This is a genomic window from Nocardia sp. NPDC052254, from assembly GCF_040679495.1.
Taxonomy (GTDB): Bacteria; Actinomycetota; Actinomycetes; order Mycobacteriales; family Mycobacteriaceae; genus Nocardia.
Genome location: NZ_JBFAUW010000018.1, coordinates 39,794 through 54,373, shown reverse-complemented (window position 1 = coordinate 54,373; position 14,580 = coordinate 39,794). Strand labels below are relative to the sequence as shown.

Genomic DNA, 14,580 nt, shown 5'->3' with positions numbered 1-14,580 from the left:
CCACAGTGTCGCCGCCGCACCCCGCACCGCTAGCCGGCGACGACCCGGTCCCGCTCGCCCGGCTCCGGGACGGTGCGCCGGTGGCTCTTCACCACGAGCAGCAGCGCCTGCACGAGGAAGAAGACACCGCCGCCGGTCGCGTAGACCGACAGCACGTCCAGGCTCGGATCGGAACCGGCGGCCTGCAGGATGTAGAACGCACCCACCAGGAAGGACAGGCCGCCCGAGATCAGCGTCGGCCACTGCCGGCCCAGTGCGGCACCGCGCCGGCGCACGCCGACGACGAGCTGTGCCGCACCGGAGATCACCGCCCAGCCACCGAACACACCCAGCACGGCCGGCACGCCGCCGGTCGCGCCCGCGATCCCGACCGCCACGGCGGTGATCGCGCTGATCACCCCGTTGACCGTGGTGATTCGCCGCGTCGAGGCGTCGGCGGTCGCGGCGTGGTCGAACAGGCACGACACCGCATCGATCAACGGATAGATCACGAGCAGCAGCACCGCGACCGCGTCGAGCCGATCGTGCGCGGCGGCGAACACCAGGGCCCAGATCAGTGCCAGCACACCGCGAACGGCGAACAACCGGATGAGCGACGAGCGGCCGGACTCGACTACCGAGGGCATATGTGTGTTCATGGGGAACTCCGTTCCATCGTTGTGACCGGGTCCCACTGTCGCGCCACACCACCCCGCCCGGCATCCGTCGTCCTACGCAGATGCCGACGTACGTCATCTGCTCCCGCGATCGGTCCCCGCGTCGCGGCGGCGGGTGCCGGTGACCTTGGATGCGGGCAGGCGCCCGGCCTTCGCGGTGCCGGTGAGGGTGTCACCGGTGACGGTCACTCCGAAGGCGAGATTCAATCGCATGGGCATGGTGACGGCCTGGGTCCAGGTGACCCGGTCACCGTCCACGACGACGCCGCCGAGTGCGACCCGCTCACCGGCGCCGTGTGCGACACCCACGAAAGTGCCTTGTTCACTGTGTAATTCGACGACGGCCGCGATCCGGCCGATCGGAGTGGCGATGGACAGGTCCCAGATGCCTTCGGCGGTCATGATGCTCCTCGAGACGAACGGTGACGGGTGGACATCGCTCAGAATGCGACCGGCACCGGCCCCTGCCCGCGCCAGGCGGTGCCGCGCCGTTCATGGGCGAACAGTCCCTCCACCGCGTGCGCGATGCGCGGGCCGATCTCGCGTTCCAGCAGATACAGCCCGAGGTCCAGGCCGGAGGTGACGCCGGCGGCGGTGACCAGGTCGCCGTCGTCGACCACGCGCGCGTCGACGACATGGACGCCGGTGGCCGCGAGCAGATCACGTCCCAGGTGATGGGTGGTCGCCGAACGTCCCTCGAGCAGACCGGCCAGGGCCGGCACCAGCGAGCCGCCGCACACCGTGGCCACGACGATCTGTGGATTCTCCAGTGCCGCCCGCAGCAGTTCGGGCAGCGCGGTACTCAGGGCGCGGCCGATCAGCACGGGTATGAACTCGTTCTCCCGCCACGCACCGGCGGCACCGGCCTCCTGATCGGGCACCTCCCCCGGCTCACCGACCCGGCCCGACGCACCGGGCACCACGATGATCCCGGCCCGCGCGGGATCGAGCGCGGCAGTTGCGCGCAACACCAATCCGCCTGTGCCGCTGACCACTTCACGCGCCCCCTCCGCCGACACCAGCTCGGCCTCGACGGCGCCCGCGGCGGCCGCACCGCCCGCGTGCAGCACCTCGTAGGGCGCGATGACATCCAGCGGATCGAATCCGTCGAACAGCACGATCTGGGCATACATGTGGTGATCCCTCCGAGTGGTCGAGCAGGCAGGACCTGACGCTAATCGCCCCGCCACCACCACCCCCAGTGGCATTTTCGCCACATTCTGACGAGATTCCGACAGCCACCGGGTCGAGTCCGTCCACCTGCACAGATCCTGGTGACGACGCCCACATCACGATCGGCGAAATATCGGCGCACGGGTACATTCCAGCCATGCATTCCGTCGCCGTTCTCGCGCTGGACCGGGTGATCCCGTTCGATCTGGCCACCCCGATCGAGGTGTTCGCCCGCACCCTGCTCCCCGACGGACGACCCGGCTATCAGGTGCGGGTCTGCGCCGAGCGACCCGAGATCGATGCCGGAACCTTCACCCTGCGCGCACCGTTCGGACTCGACGAACTGCGCGCCGCCGACACGATCATCGTTCCCGGTACGGCCGATCCGACCGCATCGCCGTCACCGGCCGTATGTGATGCGCTGCGGGCGGCTGCGGCGAACGGCACCCGGATCGCCTCCATCTGCTCGGGCACCTTCGCACTGGCCGCGACCGGACTCCTCGACGGCCTGCGCGCCACCACCCATTGGGTCGCGGCCGAGCTGCTGGCCACCGCCCATCCCGCGATCGAGGTGGATCCCGCCGTGCTCTACGTCGACAACGGGCAGATTCTCACGTCGGCCGGCGCCGCCGCGGGGCTGGATCTGTGCCTGCACATGATCCGGCGCGACTACGGTTCGGCGGTCGCCGCTCACGCCGCGCGCCTGTCGGTGATGCCACTGGAACGCGAAGGGGGCCAGGCACAGTTCATCGTCCACGACCATCCGCCCACACCGCGCGGATCCGCACTCGAACCGTTGTTGCAGTGGCTCGAGGACAATCTCGGCACCGAACTGACGCTCGACGAGATGGCAGGCAAGGCCGGCGTCAGCACCCGCACTCTGATTCGCCGTTTCCGCGAGCACACCGGCACCACGCCGCTGCAGTGGCTGCATCGCGCGCGTATCCGCCGGGCACAGCATCTGCTGGAGACGACCGCGCACACCGTCGAACGCATCGGCGCCCAAGTGGGTTTCGGCTCACCCACCGCATTCCGGGATCGGTTCAAACGCACCACCGGTGTCAGCCCACAGCACTATCGCCGCAGTTTCAGCTGACGATCCTGCGAATCGTCCCACCGGTCTCGGACCGGTGGGACGAACTCTCGCAGGCGAACTCAGCCGAGTTGCGCCTCGGCGTGGGCCCGGACGGCCTTCTTGTCGATCTTGCCCAGGCCGGTCAGCGGCAACGCGTCGACGAACAGGACATGTTTGGGCGCCTGGACAGATCCCTTGCGGCGCTTGACCTCCGCGCCGATCTCGTCGATCACCGTCGCGACGGCCGCGGGATCATCGGAGGTGCCGGGGGTGAGGACGACCACGGCGGTGACCGCCTCGCCCCACTTCGCGTCGGCGACACCGACCACCGCGACGCCCGACACCCGCGGATGCGCGCCGATGACATCCTCGACCTCGCGCGGGAAGACGTTGAACCCGCCGGTGACGATCATGTCCTTGCTACGGCCCACGATGTGCCAGAAGCCGTCCTCGTCCTCGCGGGCCAGATCACCCGTGCGCAGCCAGCCGTCGTGGAACGTCTCCGCGGTGACCTCCGGAAGATTCAGGTAACCACCGGCCAGCAGCGGGCCCGATACGCAGATCTCACCGGCCTCACCGCGCTCGACTCGATTGCCGTCGGTGTCCAGCAGGGCGGTGCGCAGCGCGACCGACGGGCGGCCGCAGGAGGTGAGGCGGGCCTGATCGTGCTCGCCCTTGCCGAGGTAGCTGATGGCCATCGGCGCCTCGGACTGGCCGTAGTACTGGGCGAAGATCGGGCCGAACCGTTCGATCGCCTGGGTCAGGCGGGCCGGGTCGATGGAGGAGGCGCCGTAGTACACCGTCTCCAGCGACGACAGATCGCGCTTGTCGATATCCGGGTGGTCGAGCAGTGCGTACAGCATCGACGGCACCAGCATGGTCGCGCTGATGCGGTGTTCCTCGATGGCGCGCAACACTTCTCCGGCGTCGAAGCGCGGCAGCACCACGCACTGGCCACCGAGCACGACCACCGGTAGGAAGAACGCGGCACCGGCGTGCGAGAGCGGCGTGCAGATCAGGAACTTGGGACGCTTGGGCCATTCCCATTCCGAGAGCTGGATCTGGGTCATGGTCGACATGGCGGCGGCGGTGCCCACCACGCCCTTGGGCTTACCGGTGGTGCCGCCGGTGTAGCTGATCGAGATGACGGCGTCGGGTTCGAGATCGACCGCCTCGATCGCGGTGGGCTCGAATTCCGCTGCCGCCGCGATCAAGTCGATGCCGACATCGGACAGCTCCGCCGGTACCGGGCCCAGGACCAGAACCTTGGTCAGCGCGGGTACCCGATCGACCAGTTCCCGGGCCCGCTGCACGAACGCCGGCTGCGGGTCGATCACCAAACTCGTGATCCCGGCGTCACCCAGCACGTGCACATGATCGTCGAGTCCGCCCATCGGATGCAGCGCGGTGCGCCGATGCCCGGCCACCTGGCCGGACCCCAGAATGAACAGCACCTCGGGCCGGTTCAGCGCCAGCAGGGCACTCGGTGTACCGGTCACGACACCGTGTGCGGCGAAGGCCGAGACGTAGCGGCTGATGGCGTCGAGCACATCGGCGCCGGTGAGCACCGTGTCCCCGAGGGTCATCACCGGCTCGCGCCGATGCCTGCGCAGACCGGCGAGCAGAGCATGGCCGTTGTGAATCGGCAGCCGCAGGCGGGTCTCGGGATCCATTGTGGTTGTTACTGTTTCGGTCATCTCTCTCCGATCCTCGGCAATCCGGCGCCGCTACGACGCCAGGACCGCGGTGTTGCCCTGCTCGCTCGATGTGACGATGATGTCGCGGCCGATCGGGTCGGCCGCACCGAGATCCTCCGGCGGCATCGTCGCCAGGAATCTGCTGCCGTCGGCGTGCGACCGCCCGACGATCACCGCGGTGCGCGGCTCGAATGCGTGCCGCACGGTATAGGTTTCGATCCACGCGGCCACGGCCGCGCCGGCCGTGGCCGCGCGCCGGCGCGCCGTCACGGCCGGGGCGGCGGTGACGGCGTGCTGGAGTTCGGCACTGCGGTCGGCGGCCCAGTCCGCCGGCGCGGTCGAGTACACGCCGACGGAGTATTTGCTCATGATGCCGCCGTTGGCGCCGACCAGCCCGAACGCGCCCGGCGACTCGCGCATGCGCTCGACGGTGTCGGCGATGGCGTGCATCGAGTAGTTGTTGCCCGGCCCGCCGAAGAACGGCAGCCCACCGGTGAGGGTCAGGCCGCGCGGATCGTCGCCGGTCAATCCGGTGCCGTCGCAGAAGTTGGACACCGCGACCGGGAAACAGCTGTACAGATCGAAGGTGGCGATATCGTCGAGCCCGATTCCGGCCACTCGCAACGCTTCTCGTGCCGCGGTCCACGCGGTGGGCGCGGCGCCCAGGTCCGGTCGTTCGAGCAGCGGTTGTTCCCGCAGGTCCGCGTGGCCGCGGAGAAAGACCATCCGTTCCGCGGGCACCCCCAGCCCGCGCGCGGTGGCCAGCGACATGACCAGCGCGGCCGCACCGAGATTCACCAGATCACGGGCCACCAGCAGGCGCGGGAAGGGATCGCAGATCATTCGATTGCCGGCGGTCACGGTGGCCAGTTCGTCGACGGTGCGCACCATGGGAGTGGCCGCCAGCGGATTCTTCGCCGCGACGGCGGTGAACGGCGCGAACAACTGCGCCATCTGCCGGCGGTAGTCGTCCCGGTCGGCCCCGAGCCGGGCCCGGCGCGCGTTCTCCAGCAGTCCGTATTGGGTGGGCGCGCCCATGACCGCGTGCTCGACGAGGTTCTCGTCGATGAACAGCTCGTAGCCGAAGCCGCGGTCCTCGAGCGAACCGGCGGCCGTTTCGGTGAAGTCGGGTCTGTCGTCGCGGCGCACGAAGTACCGCTCGGTCGATATCGCGTCCGAGCCCATGACCAGCGCGACGTCGAGCCCTCCGGCGGCGATCGCACCCGCGAATTCGGTGATCAGACGTTGCGGTCCCTGACCGCCGACCACCTCGAGCACCGCGCGTGCCGGTTCGATGCCCAGGCGCTGGGCGACCGAGCGCGGGTAGTTGTCGGACCGGCCCAGCGGCGCGGGCATCGGCCCGGAGATCTCGAACTGCCGTACCCCGGCGATGAGGTCGATCGACGCGGCGACCCGGGAGAGGTCGGCTCCGGCGTCGGCGATGGCACGCCGCGACGCCTCGGCGGCCAGGTCCACCGATGACATCCGCTGATAGTCCGGTTCGTCGATGCTGTCGGAAACCTGTCCGACACCGACGATCACCGGAGTGCGTGGATCGATCAACACCTACCGCCTAAATCACCGCGGCACCACATCATCGGATGCCGGCGCCCGAATCACCCTGCGGAACACCGGAACTCCCGGGCCCGCGCACCTTCGCGCGGATATCGCACGGTGCGTCAGCGACCGGCGACAACACGAATACCTCGCGACACCCCGACGTCGAACCGAACGAACCGCGCGGCCGCTCCGAGTTCGACCGCGAGTGCCGCACCGGCGGCGGCCCGCGGGCAACCGGCCGGGGTTCCACCGGTCATCAGCGGTCGCGGCCGGACCGTGCCCGGCCGCCTCGAACCTCCGCTGATGAGCACGGCTTCACTGCCTACACGTCCCATGCGGGCGACGCTATCACGAAGACTGAAACCTGTTCTAGAAACTGTCCGGTATGCGGCAGTCACGACAGCAAGCGGCGCACGATCTTGTTACCGAAACCGTGCTTGATGAGTCCGTCGAGGCTGCGAACCGTCTTCTCCGAGTAGGGGTACCAGATGCTTTCCCGCTTCGGCTGCCACCGATCGATCAGCACGGGCTGAGCGTGGGTGAAACCGCGCAGCGCGCCGAGTCCGTTCACCTGCCCCAGACCACTGTCCTTGCGCCCGCCGAACGGGGCCTCCGGCACACCGTAGATGACGGCCGCGTCGTTGTGCACCACCGAACCGGTGGTCAGCCGGGCCGCGATGCGCCGGGCCTTGGCGGCGTCCTTGGTGAACACCGAACCGCTGAGCCCGTACTTGCAGTCGTTGGACAGCCGGATGGCCTCCTCCTCGTCGCGCACCCGCATGATCGCGGTGACGGGACCGAAGGTCTCCTCGGTCATCAGCTGCATGTCGTGATGCGCGCCGACCACCACGGTCGGCTGGAAGAACAGGCCCTCGCCACTGTCGGCGGCACCGCCGACCACGATCTCGGCGCCCTTGTCCCGGGCGTCGTCGATGTGCCGGATCACGATGTCGCGCTGCCGATCCCAGAACAGCGGACCCATATCGGTCTCGTCCGCGCCGTAGGTCACCGCGGCCGCCTTCTCGGTGACCAGCCGGATGAACTCGTCGGCCACGCTGTCGACCACATAGATTCGCTCGACACTCATGCACACCTGGCCGGTGTTGAACATCGACAGGTACACCGCGCCCGCGGCGGCCCGCTCGAGATCGGCGTCGGCACAGACGATCATGGCGTCCTTGCCGCCCAGCTCGAGCGAGCACGGCAGCAGCCGGGTCGCGCACGCCGCGGCGATCTTGCGGCCGGTGCCGACGCTACCGGTGAAACAGATCTTGTCGATTTCGGAATCCACCAGCGCCGCACCGGTTTCCCCGTCGCCGTGCAGCACCTGCACGACATCGGCGGGCACACCGGCCTCGTGCAGCACCCGCGCCACCCACTCACCCGAGCGGGGAGTGACCTCGGAAGGTTTGAACACCACGGTGTTTCCGGCGACCAGCGCCTGCACGACGGGGTTGAGCGACAGCACGAACGGTGCGTTCCACGGCGTGATCACGCCGATGACACCGAGCGGCTGGTACTGCATGTAGAGCTTCTTCATCGGCAGCAGATAGCCGTGCAGCCGCTGCGCGTGCGGCCGCAGATCCTTGCGGGCACGCGCGGTCCAGTAGTTGAGGAAGTCGCAGGACGGAACGATCTCCACGCCCAGCGCCTCGACCTCGGGCTTACCGGTTTCGGCACGGATGGTCTCCACGATCTCCGCGCGCCGGGACACGATCACGCCGATGGCCGCACGCAGGATCTCGGCCCGTTCGGCGATACTGCGCGCCGCCCACGCCGGCTGCGCGGCCCGCGCCCGGGCCACCGCCTCGCGCACCTCGTCCGCGGTCTCCACTTCGAGCTCACCGATGTGCCGGCGGTCCACCGGACTCTCCAGGGCCAGCTTGCGCCGGTCGCCGTCGGTCGCCGGCAGTGGATGCACGATGGCCATGGTTGTCCTCTCCAGATCAGCGCGCGGCAGAGCGTCCGCGAGGTGTAGACAACTTAACAAATCTGTCTACTGATTGCTAGAACCTGTTACAGATTCATCGCATCCGGAGAGGCCGCCGATCCCGGCATCGGCTCGACCCGATGCCGGGCGACGCGACTAGGACGACTTGTGCGGCACCGCGGTCACCAGACCGCCGTCGACCACGAATTCCGAACCGGTGGCATACGACGACTCGTCACTGGCCAGGAACAGCACGAAGGTCGCGACCTCCTCCGGCTGAGCCGGGCGGCCGAGCGGAATGGTGACCAGATCGTCGGGGATGGACTCGGTCATCGGCGTCCGGATCAGGCCCGGATGCAGCGAGTTGACCCGAATGTTGTGCCGCGCCAGCTCGAGTGCCGCCGACTTCGCCAGTCCGCGCACACCCCATTTCGAGGCGACATAGCCGTGCGCCCACGGCGCACCGCGCAGCCCCTCGATCGAGGAGACGTTGATGATCGATCCCCCACCGGCGGCGATCATCGGTTCCACCGCGGCCTGCATGCCCAGGAAGGTGCCCGTCAGGTTCACATCCAGAATCCGGCGCCACTGATCCAGTTCGAACCGGCGCAGTGAATTGCCGTTGATGATGCCCGCATTGTTCACCAGCACATCGAGTTTGCCGAAGTCCCCGACCGCCGTGCCGACCGCGGCACTCCACTGCTCGGGCTCGGTGACATCCAGATGCACATAGCGCGCCGCCGCACCCAGCTCGGCCGCCAGCGCCGCACCCTCCTCATCGAGAACGTCGCCGATGATCACCGAGGCACCCTCGGCCACAAGAAGCCTCGCGTGGGCCGCGCCCATCCCCCGAGAACCCCCACTGACCAGCGCAACCTTACCGTCTACACGTCCCATGGTCACGGACGCTACCGCATGACTGGACAACAATCCAGACACGTTTCCAATGTTCCGCCTGGCCGGCACCGGCAACCGGTTGCCCCGACGCAGCCCGCATAGTAGCGTCCAGACACATGTCCAGCACCCTGTCCGGGTGAATTGTCACCGAGCCGGGATCGATCGGAGAGTCATGGCTTACGTCATCACACAGCGATGCTGCAACGACGCCAGCTGCGTCACCGAATGTCCGGTGGACTGCATCCGGCCGCGCCCGGAGGACCCGGAGTTCGCGACCGCGGAGATGTTGCACATCGACCCCGACACCTGCATCGACTGCGGTGCGTGTGTGGAGGCCTGTCCGGTCGGCGCCATCCACGCCGATGAGGAACTGCCCGACGTACTGTCCCGCTACGCCGAGATCAACGCGGCCTGGTTCGCCCACCATCCACTCGACTCCGGTATCGCACCGGTCGACATGCCTCGGCGCCTGTCCCGCGACTCCGACACACTGCGAGTGGCGATCGTCGGTACCGGACCGGCCGCCTGCTACGCCGCGGAGAACCTGGTCGGCCGCGGCAATGTCGAGGTGGAGATGTTCGACCGGCTACCCGCACCGTGGGGGCTGGCCCGCTACGGCGTGGCACCCGATCACGCCGAAACCCGCGGTGTCACCGACATGTTCGCCTCGGCCTTCAAACGGGACACGGTGCGGTTCCATCTCAATGTCGAAGTCGGACGCGACATCTCACACGCCGAACTGCTCACCCACTGTCACGCGGTGATCTACGCCGTCGGCGCCTCGGCCGACCGCCGACTCGAGGTGCCCGGTGAAGACCTGCCCGGCTGCTGGTCGGCCACCGAGTTCGTCGCCTGGTACAACGGCCATCCCGACTTCGCCGATCACTCGTTCGACTTCTCCGGTGAGCGCGCGGTCATCGTCGGCAACGGCAATGTCGCACTGGATGTGGCACGGGTACTCACGGCCGATCCCGATCGGCTGACCGCCACCGATATCGCCGGGCACGCCATCGAGGCACTGCGCCACAGCACGATTCGCGAGGTCGTGCTGCTGGGCCGGCGGCCCCTGGCCAATGCGTCGTTCTCGGGCCCGGAATTCCTGGCCCTGGGCCATCTGCCCGATACCGACATCGTCATCGACCCCGCCGATATCGACGACGAGGTGCGCGCCGCTCTCGACGATCCGGGCACCGATCCCGCACTGCTCCTCAAGCTCCGCCTCGCCACCGAATACGCGCACCGCGACACCGGCGACCGCAAGCGCATCGTCTTCCGATTCCTGACCTCCCCCACGGCCGTGTCCGGTACCGAGCGAGTCACCGGAATCGACTGCGTCCGCAACGAGATGGTGCCCGGCCCGGGCGGGCTCGTGCCCACACCGGCCACCGACGCCGAAACCGTCGACACCGCACTGGTTCTGCGCGCGATCGGCTACCGGGGCAAGGCCGTTCCCGACCTCCCATTCGACGAGGCGCGCGGCGTGATCCCGCACGAACACGGTCGCGTCGTCGACGCGACCGGTACACCGGCGCCGGGGGCATACGTGTCCGGCTGGATCAAACGCGGACCGCGCGGAGTCATCGGCAGCAACCGGCGCGATGCCGAGGAGACGGTGACCGCCCTGGTCGACGACTTCACCACCGGACGGCTCGGCGCGCCCTCGCAGGATCGGGAGGCGTTGGCGGCGTTGCTCGCCCGGCGTTGCCCCGATCGCGTGGACCGCGACGGATGGACCGCGATCGATGCCGCAGAGAAGGCCAACGGCGCCGGTGCCGGGCGGCCGCGGGAGAAGTTCACCCGGGTGGCCGATCTGGTCGCCGCCGCCCGCGGCTGATTCGGCGGACCAGATTTCCGGGATTTCTACAGAGGAGAGAACATGCCCATTCGTGTCGTCCACATCGGCACCGGTAACGTCGGCCGGCTCGCACTGGCCGGGCTCATCACCGATCCGCGGTTCGAGCTGGTCGGACTGTGCGTCTCGGCCCCCGACAAGGTCGGCAAGGACGCCGGTGAGCTGGCCGGCCTCGACGTCGGCACCGGCATCGAGGCCACCGACAGCCTGCAGGCCGTCCTGGCGCTGGAACCCGACTGCGCGGTGTACTGCGCCATGGGCGACACCCGGCTGTTCGAGGCGCTCGAGGACTGCCGCAGCATTCTGGCCGCCGGTGTGGATCTGGTCGGCTCGGCGCCGGGCATGCTGCAGTATCCGTGGAAGGTGCTGCCGGACAAATACTTCGCGCCGGTCGAACAGGCCGCGGCCGAGGCCGGTAAGAGCGTCTTCATCACCGGAATCGATCCCGGATTCGCCAATGACCTGATCCCGCTGGCCTTCTCGGGTACCTGCCGCGATATCGAGCAGATCCGCTGCTCGGAGATCGCCGACTACGCCACCTACGACGGCGCGACGGTGATGTTCGACGTGATGGGATTCGGCCAACCCCTCGACGAGGTGCCGATGCTGCTACAGCCGGGCGTTCTCGGCATGGCCTGGGGCACCACCATCCGGCAACTGGCCGCGGGCCTGGACATCACCGTCGACGAGATCGTCGACTCCTATGAGCGTGAACCCGCACCGGAGAGTTTCGAGATCGCGGCCGGGTCCGTGCCGAAGGGTTCGGTCGCGGCGATCCGCTTCGAGATCCAGGGGCGGGTGCGGGGGCGGCCGGTGATCGTCATCGAGCACACCACCCGGCTGCGCGAGGATCTGCGACCGGACTGGCCGCAGCCCGCCCAGCCCGGCGGGTCCTATCGGGTCGAAATCGTCGGGGAGCCGTCCTACACCGTCGACATCTGCCCCACCAGCCGCCACGGCGACCACAACCACGCGGCGATCGTGGCGGCCGCGGGCCGCATCGTCAACGCCATCCCCGCGGTGGTCGCCGCTGCTCCCGGCATTCGGACCTCGCTGGATCTGCCGCTGATCGCGGGCCGGGTCGCCGCACACTGAAGCGCCACACGTACCGGGTTTGCTGCCGGGTACGCCCGGAACCCGGTGGGGGCGAGCGGACATCGGGCGGCGGAGGAACTGACCTCCGCCGCCCTCGCGACTGCGCACAACCTCGCGAACCGGACCGGATCCACCACGCTCAGCTCGCTGAATTCGGTCATGTGATCAGCAAATCGGAGCGGACACGTGCCGGACACAACTGGGGACAGATAGTTGTCGCACACCGGAAATCCTCGTTACAGTCGGATTAGCTAGAAAGATGCTGACGGTTCACTCCGTCCGGCTCGGCCCGCTCCGACAGTCGACCTCGAGGATGGATATCGATGACCTTCCTGGCTCTCGGATATCTCCGCACCGATGTGTCACAGCAGCAGCGCGCATGGGACGAAGCCCGGATCCGTTCGCTGGCACGGCGTCTGGGCTACGACCTGGCCGGCACCATCGCCTGTGACGCGGACGATCCGGTCGAGGTCGGTCGCCTCATGGCCACCGTGCGCGAACTCGCCGTCGAAGCGGTGATCGTCCCCACCGCCGATCATTTCGACGAGCACACCGTTCCCGCCGAACTGATCAAGGTCACCGACGTCATCACCGTCGCACCGGAACAGACTTTCGCCCGATGGTCCACCGGCGCACTACCCCGACACGACTGAGCTCGTCGCCGGTTCACGGTTTGCGGGCGACCCCGGCGTAGAACTGCACCCGCGCATCCATACCCGCGGGCGGTTGCACACCGTCGGGACGCCACCGCTGCGGTGTGGTCAGCCCCGGTTCCACCCATTCCAATCCGGTGAAGAACCGCTCGAACTCGGCACGCGTGCGAATCTGCCCGGGCATACCCGATTCGCGGTACACCCGCTGCACCTCGAGCATCTCCGGCCCCAGATCCGGTGTCGCATGCGTCATCACCAGATACGAGCCGCGCGGGACCGCGGCCATGATCCGCGCGACCACACCGTAGGGATCGTGCTGATCCTCGACGAAATGCATGACCGAGACCAGCGACACCGCGACGGGCTGCGACATATCGAACGTTTCGGTCAGGGAGGACGCGCCCAGAATCGAATCCGGCTGCCGCACATCGGCTTCTACATACGCGGTACGACCGGTGGCGGTACCGCACATCAATGCCCGCGCATGAGTCAGCACCAGTGGATCGTTGTCCACGTAGACCACCCGCGCGTCCGGCGCGATCTCCTGCACCACCTGATGCAGATTGGGTTCGGTGGGAATTCCCGTCCCGATATCCAGAAACTGCCGAATACCCTGTTCGGCAAGATATCTGGACGCTCGTAGCATGAAGTCACGATTCTTCCGTGCGGTCACCCGGATCGTCGGGAACACCTCTTCGGTGCGAGCGGCGGCCACGCGATCGGCCTCGTAGTTGTCACTACCACCCAGCCACCAGTCGTAGACGCGGGCGGTGTGAGCGACCTCCGGATGAAATTCCACAGTGGCACACCTTAATGATCGGCACTGTCATTCGAAACGGTCTCGGCTACAACGTTATCCGCCGGTCACACCCACGCCACCCGCGTGTGCGGCCACCGTCAGAGGTGATCGGCGTCGACCACGGCCTGCGCGAAGGCGGCCGGAGCTTCCTGCGGCACATCATGTCCCACTCCCGCGAAGACGCGATGCTCGTATCTGCCGCCGAACTTGGCACGATAGGCCTTCCCATCGGCATTGGCACCGTCGAAGTCGCTGCCGATGGTCAGGGTCGGCACGGTGATCACCGGACCCGCTCCGAGGGTGCGCTGCTCGGCCTCGTACTGCGGTTGCCCCGGCGCCAGGCCCAGCCGCCACCGGTAGTTGTGCACGACGATGGCGACGTGATCGGGATTGTCGAACGAGGCCGCGCTGCGCTCGTAGGTGGCGTCGTCGAAATTCCACTTCGGCGAGGCCGTCTTCCAGATGTACTTGTCGAAATCGTGGGTGTTGCGGCGATAGCCGAGTTCACCGCGCTCGGTGCTGAAGTAGTACTGGTACCACCAGCCGGCCTCGGCGGCGGGCGCCAGCGGTTGCTGCTGCGCGGCCAGGTCGGTGATCAGATAGCCGCTCACCGACACCAGGGCCTTGACCCGCTGCGGCCACAGCGCGGCGATCACATCGGCGGTCCGCGCACCCCAGTCGTAGCCGCCGAGCACGGCCTTGTCGATGTGCAGGGCGTCCATCAACGCGATCACATCGTGCGCGGTCGCGGCCTGCTCACCGTCGCGCGGCGTGTCCGGCGACAGGAATCGGGTGGGACCGAAACCGCGCAGATACGGGACCACGACGTGATACCCCTGCTCGGCCAGCCGCGGGCCCACATCGATGTAGCTCGCCGGGTCGTAGGGCCAGCCGTGCAGCAGCACCACCGCCGGACCGTTCGCCGGACCATATTCGACGTAGGCGGTATCGAGCACACCGGCGTGCACGTGCTCGACCGGCCCGACAGTGGTGTGTTCACCGGCGCCGACGCCCTCGAGTGCGGCGGACGCCGCCGGAGTGCCGGTCCCCGCAGAGCACGCTGCCAGCGACACCGCCAGCACCGCCGCCGCGATCACCTGTGCCGATCGTTTTCTGCCGAACATCCCACTCAACTCCCGTGACCTCGTCCGCCGCGCCTTCTGCACCGGCTGGAACGACTTCGAGAGTAGGAA

General features: G+C 68.1%; 13 protein-coding genes. 4 read left to right on the top strand and 9 right to left on the bottom strand.

The features are described 5' to 3' along the window. Positions 1–29 precede the first annotated feature (29 nt). The 3 genes from AB0L57_RS29155 to AB0L57_RS29145 form a co-directional block, all read right to left on the bottom strand. A complete protein-coding gene (locus tag AB0L57_RS29155) occupies positions 30–638 on the bottom strand; it encodes a DUF308 domain-containing protein (protein ID WP_364968820.1) in 609 nt (202 codons plus the stop codon). Between the two features lie 93 nt (positions 639–731). Continuing rightward, on the bottom strand, positions 732–1,058 hold the full coding sequence (locus AB0L57_RS29150; protein WP_364968818.1) for a hypothetical protein: 327 nt from the start codon (positions 1,056–1,058) through the stop codon (positions 732–734). Positions 1,059–1,096: 38 nt separating this feature from the next. Next, complete coding sequence (locus AB0L57_RS29145) at positions 1,097–1,789, bottom strand: DJ-1/PfpI family protein (protein ID WP_364968816.1); 693 nt, start codon at positions 1,787–1,789, stop codon at positions 1,097–1,099. Between the two features lie 197 nt (positions 1,790–1,986). Here AB0L57_RS29145 and AB0L57_RS29140 point away from each other — a divergent pair, with 197 nt between their 5' ends. Further along, positions 1,987–2,925 carry a helix-turn-helix domain-containing protein gene (locus AB0L57_RS29140; protein ID WP_364968814.1) on the top strand — a complete coding sequence of 313 codons (939 nt, stop codon included), beginning with the start codon at positions 1,987–1,989 and terminating at the stop codon, positions 2,923–2,925. A gap of 59 nt (positions 2,926–2,984) precedes the next feature. On the opposite strand, the gene fadD8 is transcribed toward AB0L57_RS29140, so the two are convergent. From fadD8 to AB0L57_RS29120, 4 genes are all read right to left on the bottom strand, one after another. After that, positions 2,985–4,577, bottom strand: a complete 1,593-nt coding sequence (fadD8, locus tag AB0L57_RS29135; RefSeq protein ID WP_364968987.1) for a fatty-acid--CoA ligase FadD8 — start codon at positions 4,575–4,577, stop codon at positions 2,985–2,987. A 54-nt stretch (positions 4,578–4,631) separates the two neighbouring features. Then, entirely contained in the window at positions 4,632–6,167 is a 1,536-nt protein-coding gene (locus AB0L57_RS29130) for an acetyl-CoA acetyltransferase (RefSeq protein ID WP_364968812.1), read from the bottom strand. Between the two features lie 388 nt (positions 6,168–6,555). Continuing rightward, on the bottom strand, positions 6,556–8,091 hold the full coding sequence (locus AB0L57_RS29125; RefSeq protein WP_364968810.1) for an aldehyde dehydrogenase family protein: 1,536 nt from the start codon (positions 8,089–8,091) through the stop codon (positions 6,556–6,558). A gap of 156 nt (positions 8,092–8,247) precedes the next feature. Beyond that, positions 8,248–8,988, bottom strand: a complete 741-nt coding sequence (locus tag AB0L57_RS29120; protein ID WP_364968807.1) for a glucose 1-dehydrogenase — start codon at positions 8,986–8,988, stop codon at positions 8,248–8,250. Between the two features lie 172 nt (positions 8,989–9,160). Between AB0L57_RS29120 and AB0L57_RS29115 the strand changes: the two genes are divergently transcribed. The 3 genes from AB0L57_RS29115 (at position 9,161) to AB0L57_RS29105 (ending at position 12,588) form a co-directional block, all read left to right on the top strand. Next, positions 9,161–10,822 carry a 4Fe-4S binding protein gene (locus tag AB0L57_RS29115; protein ID WP_364968805.1) on the top strand — a complete coding sequence of 554 codons (1,662 nt, stop codon included), beginning with the start codon at positions 9,161–9,163 and terminating at the stop codon, positions 10,820–10,822. Between the two features lie 42 nt (positions 10,823–10,864). Then, positions 10,865–11,935 carry a diacylglycerol kinase gene (locus AB0L57_RS29110; protein WP_364968802.1) on the top strand — a complete coding sequence of 357 codons (1,071 nt, stop codon included), beginning with the start codon at positions 10,865–10,867 and terminating at the stop codon, positions 11,933–11,935. 323 nt (positions 11,936–12,258) lie between these two features. Further along, on the top strand, positions 12,259–12,588 hold the full coding sequence (locus tag AB0L57_RS29105; protein WP_364968800.1) for a hypothetical protein: 330 nt from the start codon (positions 12,259–12,261) through the stop codon (positions 12,586–12,588). Between the two features lie 13 nt (positions 12,589–12,601). Here the strand turns inward: AB0L57_RS29105 and AB0L57_RS29100 are convergent, their stop codons facing one another. Beyond that, a complete protein-coding gene (locus AB0L57_RS29100) occupies positions 12,602–13,387 on the bottom strand; it encodes an SAM-dependent methyltransferase (RefSeq protein ID WP_364968798.1) in 786 nt (261 codons plus the stop codon). 98 nt (positions 13,388–13,485) lie between these two features. After that, on the bottom strand, positions 13,486–14,511 hold the full coding sequence (locus AB0L57_RS29095) for an alpha/beta hydrolase (protein WP_364968796.1): 1,026 nt from the start codon (positions 14,509–14,511) through the stop codon (positions 13,486–13,488). Positions 14,512–14,580 lie beyond the last annotated feature (69 nt).

Coding starts and splice junctions, on each gene's coding strand:
- AB0L57_RS29155 (WP_364968820.1), bottom strand. CDS start 638: ATGAACACACATATGCCCTCGGTAGTCGAGTCCGGCCGCTCGTCGCTC.
- AB0L57_RS29150 (WP_364968818.1), bottom strand. CDS start 1,058: ATGACCGCCGAAGGCATCTGGGACCTGTCCATCGCCACTCCGATCGGC.
- AB0L57_RS29145 (WP_364968816.1), bottom strand. CDS start 1,789: ATGTATGCCCAGATCGTGCTGTTCGACGGATTCGATCCGCTGGATGTC.
- AB0L57_RS29140 (WP_364968814.1), top strand. CDS start 1,987: ATGCATTCCGTCGCCGTTCTCGCGCTGGACCGGGTGATCCCGTTCGAT.
- fadD8 (WP_364968987.1), bottom strand. CDS start 4,577: ATGGATCCCGAGACCCGCCTGCGGCTGCCGATTCACAACGGCCATGCT.
- AB0L57_RS29125 (WP_364968810.1), bottom strand. CDS start 8,091: ATGGCCATCGTGCATCCACTGCCGGCGACCGACGGCGACCGGCGCAAG.
- AB0L57_RS29120 (WP_364968807.1), bottom strand. CDS start 8,988: ATGGGACGTGTAGACGGTAAGGTTGCGCTGGTCAGTGGGGGTTCTCGG.
- AB0L57_RS29115 (WP_364968805.1), top strand. CDS start 9,161: ATGGCTTACGTCATCACACAGCGATGCTGCAACGACGCCAGCTGCGTC.
- AB0L57_RS29110 (WP_364968802.1), top strand. CDS start 10,865: ATGCCCATTCGTGTCGTCCACATCGGCACCGGTAACGTCGGCCGGCTC.
- AB0L57_RS29105 (WP_364968800.1), top strand. CDS start 12,259: ATGACCTTCCTGGCTCTCGGATATCTCCGCACCGATGTGTCACAGCAG.
- AB0L57_RS29095 (WP_364968796.1), bottom strand. CDS start 14,511: ATGTTCGGCAGAAAACGATCGGCACAGGTGATCGCGGCGGCGGTGCTG.